Source organism: Streptomyces sp. NBC_01260, from assembly GCF_036226405.1.
Classification (GTDB): Bacteria; Actinomycetota; Actinomycetes; order Streptomycetales; family Streptomycetaceae; genus Streptomyces; species Streptomyces laculatispora.
The window spans coordinates 5,414,795-5,428,126 of sequence record NZ_CP108464.1 but is presented as its reverse complement, the minus strand read 5'-3'; the positions used below and the strand labels follow the sequence as shown (position 1 = coordinate 5,428,126).

Annotated in this window: 9 protein-coding genes and 1 tRNA gene; 3 read left to right on the top strand and 7 right to left on the bottom strand. The window is 70.5% G+C overall.

Features of this window, described 5'->3' with window-relative positions; translation table 11 throughout:
* Positions 1–16: 16 nt before the first annotated feature.
* Positions 17–1,765, bottom strand: coding sequence for an SPFH domain-containing protein (locus OG322_RS24115; RefSeq protein WP_329306905.1), 1,749 nt, complete (start codon positions 1,763–1,765; stop codon positions 17–19).
* Between the two features lie 25 nt (positions 1,766–1,790).
* The gene (locus tag OG322_RS24110; protein ID WP_329306904.1) at positions 1,791–3,167 is read right to left on the bottom strand and encodes a peptidoglycan-binding protein; all 1,377 of its coding nucleotides are present in this window, start codon (positions 3,165–3,167) and stop codon (positions 1,791–1,793) included.
* Positions 3,168–3,350: 183 nt separating this feature from the next.
* Between OG322_RS24110 and OG322_RS24105 the strand changes: the two genes are divergently transcribed.
* The 3 genes from OG322_RS24105 to OG322_RS24095 all read left to right on the top strand — a co-directional run bounded on the left by OG322_RS24105 (position 3,351) and on the right by OG322_RS24095 (position 7,816).
* Positions 3,351–3,424 (top strand) — tRNA-Lys (locus OG322_RS24105).
* Between the two features lie 547 nt (positions 3,425–3,971).
* The gene (locus OG322_RS24100; RefSeq protein WP_123471294.1) at positions 3,972–5,885 is read left to right on the top strand and encodes a glycosyltransferase family 2 protein; all 1,914 of its coding nucleotides are present in this window, start codon (positions 3,972–3,974) and stop codon (positions 5,883–5,885) included.
* Positions 5,882–7,816, top strand: coding sequence for a kelch motif-containing protein (locus tag OG322_RS24095; protein ID WP_123471295.1), 1,935 nt, complete (start codon positions 5,882–5,884; stop codon positions 7,814–7,816). The genes OG322_RS24100 and OG322_RS24095 overlap by 4 nt, the downstream gene beginning before the upstream one ends.
* A 55-nt stretch (positions 7,817–7,871) precedes the next feature.
* Here the strand turns inward: OG322_RS24095 and OG322_RS24090 are convergent, their stop codons facing one another.
* The 5 genes from OG322_RS24090 to OG322_RS24070 form a co-directional block, all read right to left on the bottom strand.
* A complete protein-coding gene (locus OG322_RS24090) occupies positions 7,872–8,909 on the bottom strand; it encodes a glycoside hydrolase family 6 protein (protein WP_123471533.1) in 1,038 nt (345 codons plus the stop codon).
* Positions 8,910–9,263: 354 nt separating this feature from the next.
* Positions 9,264–9,938: a class F sortase gene (locus OG322_RS24085; RefSeq protein ID WP_123471296.1), complete on the bottom strand. Its 675-nt coding sequence runs from the start codon at positions 9,936–9,938 to the stop codon at positions 9,264–9,266.
* A 1-nt stretch (position 9,939) separates the two neighbouring features.
* Entirely contained in the window at positions 9,940–10,500 is a 561-nt protein-coding gene (locus OG322_RS24080) for a hypothetical protein (protein ID WP_266411940.1), read from the bottom strand.
* 129 nt (positions 10,501–10,629) lie between these two features.
* A complete protein-coding gene (locus OG322_RS24075) occupies positions 10,630–11,418 on the bottom strand; it encodes an HAD-IIA family hydrolase (protein WP_123471298.1) in 789 nt (262 codons plus the stop codon).
* A 302-nt stretch (positions 11,419–11,720) separates the two neighbouring features.
* Positions 11,721–13,187 (bottom strand): alkaline phosphatase family protein, encoded by a 1,467-nt coding sequence (locus tag OG322_RS24070; RefSeq protein ID WP_329307762.1) that lies wholly within the window; start codon positions 13,185–13,187, stop codon positions 11,721–11,723.
* Between the last annotated feature and the right edge of the window lie 145 nt (positions 13,188–13,332).

Below are 13,332 nucleotides of genomic sequence, written 5' to 3'. Positions count from 1 at the left end.
AGCCCGCCGAACCCCCTCAGGCACTGTCCCCGCCACCGCGTCCGGTGTAGAAGGCGACGGTCAAGTCCTTCACCAGTGACTTCCGTTCGTAGTCGTCGAGCTCCACGAGCCCTCGTGCGGTCAGCCGGTTGACCGTGTCGTCCACGGCGTCCACCACCGACGTCAGCACGCTGTCGCGGTGTTTGGCGTCGATGGCCGCGATCCGGCGCCGCTGCATGGCCGCGGCCACCTCCGGCGCGTACTCGATCCCGGTCGGCTGCGCGGAGTACACCTCGATGCCGACCGGCTCGCAGTCCGCCTTGAGCATCCGGGTCAGCGCGTCGCCGACGGCTTCGGCGTTGCGCAGGGTGTGGGCGTCCTCGTGGAAGGCGTCGGCGGGCAGCTGGGAGAGGACCCGCGCCATCGCCGCCTCGACCTGCTCCCGCAGGTACTCCTCGTGGTCGGCGATCCCCAGCGTCGCCCGCACGGTGTCCTCGACCCGCCACACGACGAGGACGACGACCCGCAGCGCCGTGCCGTTCGCGTCCACTGCGGGCAGCGGTTCGCTGCGCCAGTGCCGCAGCCGCACGTCGACCCGGCGGCGCAGCAGCAGCGGGCTGACCCACATCAGCCCGGTGCGCCGCACGCTGCCGCGGTACTGGCCGAAGATCGTGAGCACCCAGGCGTACCCGACCCGGCCGCGGGTCAGCCCGCCGAGCGCGAAGAGCACCGTGGTCAGCAGCAGTGCGAGCGCCACCCAGGCGCTCAGGCCGATGCCGTCGTAGGGGCGCGGGCCGAGCCCGAGCCGGGACAGCACCCCGCCCGGCAGCGCACCCGTCCACCACAGGACCCCGCCCGCGGCGGCGAGTCCGCCGAGACCGGTGAGCAGTGCCGCCCAGCCGGGCAGCGCGGGGCCGGGCCGTTCGCGCAGCCGCGGGTCGGCGACCGGCGCGGGCCGGGTGGAGGGCCACACCTGCGGCGACCGCGGCACCGGCGGCCGCCGGACACCGGCCGTCTGCTCGCTCCCGGCCGCCCGTCGCACGACGGTGGCGGGCAGCACGACGGTGTCCGCGACGGCCTCGGGATCGTCGCGGAAGAGCAGGTGCACGGGGATGGAGGCGGCGCGCTCACTGGCGATGACCGAGTGATGCCGGCCGGTGTCCACCCGCACCGCGGCGTGGGACTCGCCGGTGTCGGCGCCGCCGAGGGACAGCGAGAGGGAGGGCCCGATGTCCCGGCGGACCGGGGCGAGCCCCGGTCCGGCGAGGAACGGACCGTTGGCCAGGGCCGGTTGCCCCGGATCGCGAACGGCCTCAAGTCCGTCCTCACGCGCATCCTCACGCACGTCCGGATCGGCGGCCGGATCAGCGGCCGGGACCGGTTCCGGGGCCGCGCCCGGTACCGATACCGACGCCGAGGTCGCGCCGAAGGCGGAGCCCCCGCGTCCGCTCTCGCCCGGCATCAGGTCGAGCACCAGGTCGACCACGGAGTCCGGCCCGGAACGCGCCACCGAGCCGGTCCCGTAAGCCGGGTCGCGTCCCGAGCCGGAACCCGAACCCGAACCCTCTCCCGGTCCCGGCGCCGACCAGCCGTCAGGCCCGGTCACCGGGTCCGGCCCCCTCACCCCGTCCGCGCGGGCCGAAGCGTCCGCCGCGCGCCCCGGCCGGTCCGGTACGGCCCACTCCCGCACCGGGAGCGCCCCGTACGTCTCCTCGCCGTACTCCGAGTTCTCCGGGTTCTCCCCGTTCTCCGGGTTCCCGGAACTGTCCGACACCGTGGATCGCATTCCCGCCTCCGTCATGTGCGTCGTGTCACGCGAAGAGTCGCCGCCAGGTCTCCGGACCCGGATAGCCGTCGGCCTGGGCACCCCGCCAGCCCTGGGCCTTCTGGAAGGCCTCGACATTGCGCCGGTCCGCCTCGGTCCACCGGGGTCCGGGGCCCGACAGGTAGTACGTGCCGTACCCCTTCTTCACCAACTGTTTCCCGAGCCTGTCGACATGGCTGTTGGACTGACCCGACCGGAATTGACCCCGGCCGGGGAAGGCGGGCACCCCGGTCGAACCGCCCTGGCCGGTTCCGCCCGCGGCGGGGATGTCGCGGCCGGTTCTGGCGGTCAGCAGACGCCAGGTGTCGGGGCCGGGGATGCCGTCGGCCTCCTTGCCCTTCCAGCCCTGGGCCTTCTGGAACGCCTCGGTCGCCTGCCGGTCGGCGCTGCCCCAGGCGGGGCCGGGGCCGACCTTGTAGAAGCGCTTGCCGCCCCGCTGGACCAGCAGCGTGCCGAGCTGGGTGACGTAGGCGTTGTCCGCACCCGGGCCGAACTTCCCGGCCCCCGGGAACGTCGTCGACGAGCCGCTGCCGCCGGTTCCGGTGCTCAGCCCCTTGTAGCGGTACGCGACATAGCTGCCCGAGTTGGTCCAGTACGCCATGGGCGTCGTCTGCTTGCGGGTGTGCGGCGTGGTCTGCTCGTACGCCGTGTAATGGGTGTGCGTGTAGTCCGTCCAGCCGCCGAAGATCGTGACGTGCGAGCCCTTCGCGGGGTTGGCCGGGTTGTGGAAGAGCAGGATGTCGCCGGGCTGGAGCTCCTCCCGGGCGATCCGCGTGCCGTACGAGGCGAGGCTGCCGGTCCACTCGTTGCCGGCCAGGTTCCAGGCCATCGACACATAGCCGGAGCAGTCCTGGCGGTACCCGTCCGACCAGTACGCGCCCATGCTGTACGGGACCTGCGCACTGACCCACTTCTTCGCCCGGTTGATGATGTCGGCCCGGCTGGTCCCGCGCAGCGTGGGCGTATCCGCCGGCGGGCCGGAGGCCCCCGCACCCTGCAACGGGCCGGGTCCGCCCTGCGGACTCTCCGGTCCCGGATCGGCCGGATCCGCCGCGTCCCCCGGTTCGGCCGGCGCGGCCAGGTCCGCCGCTCCGGCTCCGGCGGCCGGCGCGGTATCGGCCACCGGAGCCGGATCGGTCACCGGGGCGGGGCCGGCCGCCGCGGTCGCCGCCTCCGCCAGGCCGGCGCTCAGCACCACCCCGGCAGCGGTGACCAGCACCAGCGCGCGCCGCGCGCCGTGCGCGGCCGGATGTCCTCCCTGCCGCGTCGGCAGTGCCGCGGCTGCGGTTCGCCGTTGCACGGCGCACCCCGCACAGCCGCAGTCGATGGCGGGTACGTACTCCTCGAAGGCCGGCACAGTCATGCGATTCCCTCCGCAGTCGTCAAGATCTTTGGACGCATCTGTACGGGCGTCAGTGTCTCAACTCTCCTGACATATCGCATTTTGACGGATAGAAGAGAAAAAACGACCATCCGACAGGCCGTGGTGGAGGGGAAATGGTCGGGAGCACCACCCCGGATCGGGTAGAGTTCTCCAGGTCAGCAGGCGCCGCTAGCTCAGTTGGTTAGAGCAGCTGACTCTTAATCAGCGGGTCCGGGGTTCGAGTCCCTGGCGGCGCACGCAAAGTCAAGGCCCTCTCACCACGCGTGAGGGGGCCTTGACTGTTCTCCGGCATCTCGCACAGGTGCCACATAGTAAATACTTTGCTCACGCACAGCTCACTCGCACCCGACAGAAAGTCACCAGTCGGTCACGCGGGAGCGCGAGGGTGCTTCGCGGACACCCCAATTACCTCCCCCTACGCCCCCGCACCCCCTTGCCGCAAGGGCTCCCCAAATCGCGCGTATGAGCGGTTAACCGTCCGTTTCACCCTTGCGATCACGGCCGGGGTCGGCCAACCTGTCTGGGGGCCATCGGTGCCAACCAGGTCGGCGACGCGAGCAGTTGGGGGCAATAGAGGGGGATGTTCCGGTTGTGCGCGATGCGAGGTGGGGGCCTCGCACATGAGCAAATGCCGAACAGGCATCATGCAACCGGAAGGGTGCCGTTCCGTGTCTCAGGAAGGGTGGCCCGCCACTGAGCCGTCGGTCGCGTTCCAGGGGGAACACGCGGCAGGCGAAAGGACCGACCGACCACGCAGTCTGCCTGCGTGCAGGGGGATGACCCATGACGTCGACGCCGCCAGGCGCCCGGCAGAACAACGACCCTTCCCGGACCACGCAGCTTCGGATACCCCCGCAGCTTCGGACCGGGGGCCACCGACGGCGCCCGAAGAAGGCGCTGCCGCGCTACGACTACGAGCACTACAGCCGGCTCGCCGGGCCTCTGACCCAGCCCGATCCGGCCAAGCCGTACACCGTGCAGTACCGCTCGCTCCTCTCCCAGGAGCCGCACCGGATACGCGCGGCACTCCTGCTGGGCGCCGCGCCGCTGGTCTCGCTCGGCCTGTTCGCCTGGCTGATGCAGCCCGAGCACTGGACGCAGCGCGACCCGAACCTCAAGAACGACACGCTGCTGATCCTCGACATCGTGATGCTGGTGTCGATCGGTCTGATCGAGCTCTTCCGCACCCTGAACGTCCTGTCCAACGCGCACGCCACACTGGTCGCGCGTGATCCGGTGCCGGTCGTGCCGGAGCACGGCACCAGGGTCGCCTTCCTCACCTCCTTCGTCCCGGGCAAGGAGCCCCTGGAGATGGTGACGAAGACCCTGGAGGCCGCCGTCCGCATCCGTCACCGCGGGCTGATGCACGTCTGGCTGCTCGACGAGGGCGACGACCCCGCCGTCAAGGAGGTCTGCCAACGGCTGGGCGTGCACCACTTCTCCCGCAAGGGCGTGGCGCACTGGAACCAGGCCAAGGGCCCGCACCGCGCGAAGACCAAGCACGGCAACTACAACGCCTGGCTCGACGCGCACGGCGACACGTACGACTTCTTCGCCTCGGTCGACACCGACCACATCCCGATGCCCAACTATCTGGAGCGGATGCTCGGCTACTTCCGCGACCCGGACGTCGGCTTCGTCATCGGCCCGCAGGTGTACGGCAACTACGACACCTTCGTCACCAAGGCCGCAGAGTCGCAGCAGTTCCTCTTCCACGCGCTGATCCAGCGCGCGGGCAACCGCTACGGCGCCCCGATGTTCGTCGGCACCAGCAACGCGGTGCGGATCTCGGCCCTCAAGCAGATCGGCGGTCTGTACGACTCGATCACCGAGGACATGGCGACCGGCTTCGAGATACACCGCGCCCGCAACCCGCGCACCGGCCGCAAGTGGCGCTCGGTGTACACCCCGGACGTGCTGGCCGTGGGCGAGGGCCCGACCGCGTGGACCGACTTCTTCACCCAGCAGCTGCGCTGGTCGCGCGGGACGTACGAGACGATCCTCAAGCAGTACTGGAAGGGCGTCTACTCCCTGCCCGTGGGCAAGCTCTTCAACTACACCATGATGATCATCTTCTACCCGATGTCCGCCATGAACTGGATCCTCGCGGCCCTCAGTTGCGCGCTGTTCCTGGGCATGGGCGCCTCGGGTGTGCAGATCGACCCGGTCGTCTGGATGATGCTGTACGGCAACGCGTCCGCGCTCCAGATCGGCCTGTACATCTGGAACCGCCGGCACAACGTCTCGCCGCACGAGCCCGAGGGCTCCGGCGGGCTGGCCGGCATGGTGATGTCCGCGCTCTCCGCGCCGATCTACGCACGCTCGCTGATGGACGCCGTGCTGCGCCGCAAGAGCTCGTTCGTGGTCACGCCCAAGGGCGACTCCTCCAGCCCGGACACCCTCTTGGGGACCTTCCGCATCCACCTCTTCTTCATCCTGGTCTTCGGTGGTTCGATCGTGGCCTCGTTCCTCCTCGGCCACAGCCACCCGGCGATGCTCACCTGGGCGGCACTGGCGCTGCTGATCACCGCGGCCCCGATCTTCGGCTGGCGGTACACCATGCGGGCGGAGAAGAAGAAGCGACGCGCGGGTCCACCGCCGCCGAGCGGCCCGCCCGCCCACGCCCAGCAGGAGGACCCCGGCTGGACGGGCAACGAACAGACCATGCAGATCGCCCTTGGGGGACGTAAACCATGAAGTACCGTCCGAGCCGCCGTACCCGCCGCATGGCGATCAGTACGGCGGTGGTTCTCGCGCTCGCGGGAGCGAACGGGCCGTGGCTGTACCGCTTCAGCACCGAGCGCTACCACGACTACAAGATCAACAAGCCCGGCTACAAGGCCGCCAACGGTCACTGGGACTTCCTGGACATCCCGTCCGAGTACAAGATCAACACGATCCACGCGGCGCTGCTGCACACCGGCAAGGTGCTGCTCGTCGCGGGCTCGGGCAACAACCAGAAGAACTTCGACGCGAAGAGCTTCCGGTCGGTGCTGTGGGATCCGAAGACCAACCAGTTCAAGAACATCCCCACGCCCAAGGACATGTTCTGCGCCGGTCACACCCAACTGCCCGACGGCAAACTGCTCATAGCCGGCGGTACGAAGCAGTACGAGAAGCTCAAGGGCGACGTCACCAAGGCGGGCGGCCTGATGATCGTCCACAACGAGGACCCGGACAAGCCGATCACGCTTCCGGCGGGCACCAGGTTCACCGGTAAGGGCAACGGCAAGACCTTCGTGACCAAGGACCCCGTACTGGTGGAGAAGGCCAAGAAGGTCTTCGACAAGAACACCGGTGCGTTCCTGCGCAACGACCCCGGACTCGGCCGGATCTACGTCGAGGCGCAGAAGTCCGGCACGAAGTACGAGACGGGCGCCGAGGACAACTACCGAATAGCGGGCCTGTCCGGCTCCGACACCCGCAACGTGTACGGGATCGCCCAGAAGCTCGCCCTCGACAAGAAGGACTTCCAGGGCATCCGGGAGGCCTTCGAGTTCGATCCGGTGGCGGAGAAGTACATCACCGTCGACCCGATGAACGAGGCTCGCTGGTACCCGACGCTGACCACGCTCAAGGACGGCAAGGTCCTCGCCCTCTCCGGTCTGGACGAGATCGGGCAGATCGTGCCCGGCAAGGACGAGATCTACGACCCGAAGACCAAGAAGTGGGAGTACACCGGCATCATCCGGAAGTTCCCCACCTACCCGGCGGTCTTCCTCCTCAACGACGGCAAGCTCTTCTACTCCGGCTCGAACGCGGGCTACGGCCCCGCCACCGTCGGCCGCGCTCCCGGCGTCTGGGACCTGGCGACGAACAAGTTCACCAAGATCCCCGGCCTGAGCGACCCGGACCAGATGGAGACCTCGGCGACGGTACGGCTGCCCCCGGCCCAGGACGAGAAGTTCATGGTGATCGGCGGCGGCGGCGTCGGCGAGTCCGACAAGTCCAGCGAGAAGTCCCGGCTGGTCGACCTGTCGGACGCCGACCCGAGGTTCAAGGACGGCGCGTCCCTGGACGAGGGCACCCGCTACCCCAGCGCGTCCCTGCTCCCCGACGACTCCCTGCTGGTCACCGGCGGCTCCGACGACTACCGGGGCCGTGGCGGCTCCAACGTCCTGCAGGCCCGGCTGTACGACGCCGCGTCGGACTCGTACAAGCGGGTCGCCGACCCGGCGGTGGGCCGCAACTACCACTCGGGGTCGGTGCTCCTCCCCGACGGGCGGGTCATGATCTTCGGCTCGGACTCGCTCTACTCGGACAAGGCGAACACCCGGCCGGGCGTCTTCGAGCAGCGCATCGAGATCTACACCCCGCCGTACCTGTACCGCGATGCGCGGCCCGAGCTGACCGCCGGGCCGAAGCGCGTGAAGCGCGGCGCCACCGCGATGTTCACCACCAACCAGGCCTCGACGATCAGGTCGGCGAAGCTGATGCGGCCGAGCGCGGTCACCCATGTCACGGACACGGACCAGCGGTCGGTGGCGCTGGACCTGAAGAAGACGGACGGCGGGATCTCGGTGACGGTGCCGGAGAACCGGGCGCTGGTGCCGTCGGGCTGGTACATGCTCTTCGTCACCGACGACAAGGGCACACCGTCCGAGGGCACGTGGGTGGAGGTGCCGTAGGCGGGGCCCCGCGCCGGGAGGTGCCCTGAGGCACCTCCCGGCGCGGGGGCCCTGCCTATGCGGTGCTGCGGGCCAGGCCCAGGGCGTACTCGGGCCACCAGGCGCCGGCCTTCGGCCCGCCCCGGCAGTCGCCGTCGGACTCCCCCGGGCGCTTGATCCAGAGGTACGCGTCGACCAGTTCGTCGCCCGTGGACGTCGTCGGCGTCTCGCCGAGGGCCCGTCCCGGCGGATTGCACCAGCTCTTCTCCGGGGCGCCGCCGGTGTACGGGCCCTTGCCGTTGCGGCTGGTGTCGATGACGAACGGCTTGTCGCCCACCTTCGCCGACAGCCGCTTGCCGAAGTCCTTGCTGACCTCGGTGGTCTGGAAGTTGGAGACGTTCACCGCGAACCCGTCGGCCGCGTCGATGCCCGCCTGCTGGAGGGGCTGGAAGAGCGCGTCCGGCGTGTGCCAGCCCGCGTTGCCCGCGTCCAGGTAGACCCGGGTGCCCGGCAACTGCTTGAGCCGCTCGACCGCGCCCTTGAGCAGGTCGTAGCGCTCCTCGTGGAACTTCTGCGGGGTGCATCCGTCGACCAGGTGCAGCACCGCGTCCGGCTCCAGGATCACCGTGGCGCCGCGGTCGCCGATGCCCTTGGCGACGCCGTCCAGCCAACTGCGGTACGCGTTGCCGTCGGCGGCGCCGCCCTTGGAGAACTGCCCGCAGTCGCGGTGCGGGATGTTGTAGAGGACCAGCAGCGCCTCCCGGTCCGCCTTCGCGGCGGCCTCCGTGAAGCCCTTCGCCTCGGCCTCCGGGTTGTCCGGGCCGATCCACTCGCCGACCGGCTGCCGCGCGATCTTCCGGACCAGGGCGGCGTTCTTGCCGTTGCCGTCCTCGGTGTACCGGGCGACCTGCCGGGCGGCGTTCCCGTCGGGGTTGACCCAGTACGGATCGGTGCCCTTGGGCTGCTGGCCGATGGCCGCGGGGTTCTTCCCCCCACCGCCGGAACCCGTGTCGCCGTCGCCGGAAGAGGAACATCCCGCGAGCAGCAGCGCGGCGCCGATCACGACCGCGCCCGCTCCCCGCGTACCGAACCGGCCGTTGTGGCTGCCGTACATCCACTCCCCCTCGGGTGCGACGGCGGTGCACTGTCGCATCGCCGCCCATCCTGGCACAGGGCCCGGGAGCGGCCCGGGCCCCTCACGACTTCACCGGAGACCCGTTACCGCAGGTTCACCACACTCTGCCCGACTTGTACCGCGCGCGGAGAGTGACTGGTTATCGACGTACCGTCAGAAATCAGGTGGGCGGGGGCAGTTCGGCGTCCTACAGTGGGCGTGCGGCGGACCCGGACGCCAACGACCTCCCGTGTCCGGGCCGGGCCACTCCCGCGGCCCGCGCCCCGCGGTCGAGGACCGGCCCGGCCGGCGCCCGGAGAACCGGGCGGCCGGCCGGGCCGCGTACCACCGGGATCAGGCGCCGGCCGGCTTCTCGCCGGTCAGGTACGCCGAGACGACCACGTTCGCGGTGTACGAGTGCGAGGCGCGGTCGTACGTACCGCCGCAGGTGATCAGCCGAAGTTCCGCCCGGCCGTCCTTGCGGGGGCCGTACGCCTTCCGGGCGTTGAAGCGAGCCCGGGTGAAGACCTGGACGTCGTCGATGGTGAACTCGGCGATCGTGCCGTCGGTCCGGGTCACCTCGACCTTGGCGCCGGGCCGGGCGGCACTGAGCCCGTAGAAGACGGCCGGTTTGGTCTCGGTGTCGACATGGCCGACGAACAGCGCCGGTCCCCTGGCGCCGGGCTCGGTGCCGTCGCCGTACCAGCCGACCGTCTGGGGCGTGTCGAAGGACGGCGGTGTGATCGCCCCGTCCTTGTCCAGGCCCCGGGGCACGACGGGGGCCTCGACGCCGATCGACGGAATCCCGACGCTCCGCGGCATCACGCCCTTGATCGGATCGTGTGCCGGGGGCAGCGGTACGCCGAGGGGGCGTCCGACCGCGGCGACGTCCCCGGTGGTCGGCGCGGAGCCGATGCCGGAGCCGTCGGTGATGCCGCGGCCCCAGAGCCACAGGCCCAGCAGGATGACGGCCCAGGCCACTCCGGCGAGCAGCCTGCCGTGCCCCGTCGAGCGGTTCGAGGAGGACATGTCAGTCGATGACCGGACGGCGGCGGCGCACGCTGCGGAGGGCGACCGCGACGGCGGCGACGGCGGCCAGGGCGAGGCCGATCAGCGCGTGGACGGTGCCGGGGCCCTCCTGATGGGCGGCCTGGTCGGCGAGTACGGCGGTGCCGCCGCCGCCCGCACGGACCGGGGCGACCGGCATGGGCCGGTCGCGGTGGACGACGGTCACGACGGCGGACGCCTTGGTGTTCTTGTCGTCCTTGCACATCACCTGGACGTCGTAGTCGCCGGCCTCGGCATCGGAGCGGATCCGGGCCTTGGCGAAGAGCGCCTTGTCGTCACCGGGCGAGAAGCGCGCCTCGGAGACGAAGGCGTCGGAGCTCCCCTTGGCTTCCTTGCCCTTGCAGCCGTCGATCTCCAGGTCGACTTCACCGCCCGGGGCGATGGAGGACGGGGAGACCGAGAGGGTGGCCCGGGACCGCGAGTCCTGGCCGTCCCGAACGGAATCGGCCAGAGCGACAGAAGCGGGCATCAGGGTCGCCGCAGCCACCGCGACGGCACAGAACGTGAGGGGTATTGAACGCATCGTGAACCTCCTTATGGAAGGTTCACGCGTGCGGCGGCTTTCCGCATCCGCAGGGTCCCGGCACTGGGCCGGTGGAGTGCGGGGGGGGGAGCGTACGCGGCGCGCACGCTCCCCCGCCCCCGACGGCCATCAGCCCAGGTCGACGAGGCTCACGAGGTCCGCGATGGAGTCGACGACCGTGGACGGCCGGAACGGGTACTTGTCGATGTCCGCCACCGTGGTGAGCCCGGTGAGCACCAGGAACGTCTGCATGCCCGCCTCCAGACCGGCCAGCACGTCGGTGTCCATCCGGTCGCCGATCATGGCGCTGGACTCGGAGTGGGCGCCGATCGCGTTGAGCCCGGTGCGCATCATCAGCGGGTTGGGCTTGCCCGCGAAGTACGGGGCCCTGCCGGTGGCCTTGGTGATGAGGGCGGCGACGGACCCGGTCGCGGGCAGCGGGCCCTCGGCGGACGGGCCGGTCTCGTCCGGGTTGGTGCAGATGAAGCGGGCACCGCCGTTGATCAGCCGGATCGCCTTGGTGAGCGCCTCGAAGGAGTAGGTGCGGGTCTCCCCGAGTACGACGTAGTCGGGCTCGTGGTCGGTGAGGACGTAGCCGATGTCGTGCAGTGCGGTGGTCAGCCCGGCCTCGCCGATGACGTACGCCGTGCCGCCGGGCCGCTGGTCGTCCAGGAACTGGGCGGTGGCGAGCGCGGAGGTCCAGATGTTCTCGACGGGCACGTCGAGGCCCATCCGCTTGAGCCGGGCGTGCAGGTCGCGCGCGGTGTAGATCGAGTTGTTCGTGAGGACCAGGAAGGGCAGCCCCGACTCCCGCAGCCGCTTGATGAAGGCATCGGCACCGGGGATCGGGGTCCCCTCGTGGATGAGGACTCCGTCCATGTCGGTGAGCCAGGACGAGATCGGCTTGCGCTCTGCCATGCGGGACTCCTGATGTGCCGTACGCCGGGTGCGGGAACGCCGGCGGCACCGCGTTGTGCAGCGCCGGCGTACCCGATTTTAGAGGGTCCGGCAGTTGGGGAGGTGGAAGAGGGAGCGGGGCTCGGTGCGGGCAACTGCAAGGCGGAGGACTGAGCCATGGCGGAGCCATGGTGATTGACGACAACGCCGCAGGTGTACGTGCCGAGCCCCGCGACGCCGCCCCCCAACTGCCGGACCCTCCGAGGCTGCCCGTTCGACCGGCGAGTACTGCCCGATCACCGGCACCTGACCATGGTGTCGGATCAGCCGGAAGTGATCCTCACGCCGTCGACCACCCAGAACCAGTTGTTGCCCCCTGTGTACCGGAACCGGACCTGGGCGGTGGTGGCTCCGGCCGGGACCTGGAGGGTGAGCGATTCGGTCTTCGAGACGGTGTCCGAGGTGTACGTCTTCACGGGTACGGGCACGCCGCCGTCGTAGGAGACGAGGACCTCGCCCTTCTGCGGGGCCTCCTGGCGGTAGTGGGTGGTGTAGGCGAGGGTGGCGGTACGGCCGCCGGTGACCGGCCAGGCGGGGCTGATCAGAGTGGAGTCGAAGGTGCCGGCGTAGCTCTTGTCCATCCATTCGTCGCCGTCGGCGACCGCGAAGACGTTCCGGGCCCGGACGTTGGTCTCGCGCCACTGGCCGCGCTCGGCGGAGGTCCAGAACTCGTCGGTGGTGAAGGTCCAGCCGCGCCATTCGGTGACGCCGCCGGTGCCCATCGCGCTGTTGTCGACACGCCACCCGGCGGGCGGGGTGTGGGTGAAGCCGACGACCGCGCCGCCGATCCCGGTCTCGTCGGCCCGGGTGAGCAACTGCGGGCGCAGCGCGTCGAAGGCGTCCGGGACGGGCTGCTGGAGCGGGCGCCCGTCCAGGCCCCAGGCCGGGTCGACGGCTATGCCGAGGTGGGCGAGGGCGGAGACCGCGACGTCCGGCATCTTGATGTCGTACCGGGTCGAGCCCGCGGTGATCGCGCCACCGCTCGCGATGAGGAAGGTCTGCCGCTCGGCCGCGCTGGAGCCGCCGTGGCCGCCGGCGTCGGTGTGCCCGTGGTCGGCGGTGATCATGATGAGCCAGTCCTCGGAGCCGTACGTGGCCCGGCCCTTCACCGCCGCGACCAGTTGGCCGACCTGGGTGTCGACGCCGTGGATCGCGTCCAGGTACTGGGAGCTCGCGGCGCCATGGCTGTGGCCCGCGTGGTCGACGTTGTCGAGGTGGACGAAGACCGCGTCCCGGCTGCCGCCGGCCAGTTCGGCGGCGGCCCTGGTCGTGGTGCCGGTGTCGTACTCGGCGTCCGGGGTGGAGACCCGGGTGTCGACCTTCGCGGAGAAGATCGTGTCGGTGACCGGATTCCAGGAGGCCACGGCGTACGTCGAGAGCGAGGGCTTCGCCGTCTCGATCCGGGTGAGGAAGTCGGGGTACCGCGCGAAGGCGTTGCCGGTGAAGGCGTTGTCCTTGACCTGGTGCTTGTCGGGCCAGACGCCGGTGATGATCGTGGACCAGCCGGGGCCGGACAGGGTGGGGGCCATCGGGTCGGCGTAGAGCGGGCTGACAGAGGTGAGTCCGGCCGCCATCAACGCGTCGAGGTGGGGTGCGTCCGCGTCCTTGATTCTGTTCAGCAGGGCGCCGTCCAGGCCGATGACCAGGACCTTGGGGGTACGGGCGGCAGCGGCACGGGCGGTGCCGGCGGCGGCGAGCGGTCCTGCGGCGGCGAGGGCGGCCGCGCTCATGAGGAGAGTGCGGCGGGTCAGGCCTGAGGTCACGGGATCCTCCGTAGGAGTGGTGGGGCACACGGGGAACGCGTTCAACTCCCCGCCGGAGGGCGGAGAGTTGAACGTGGGACTAGACCCGTTATCTTTTCGCGACAATCCGCCG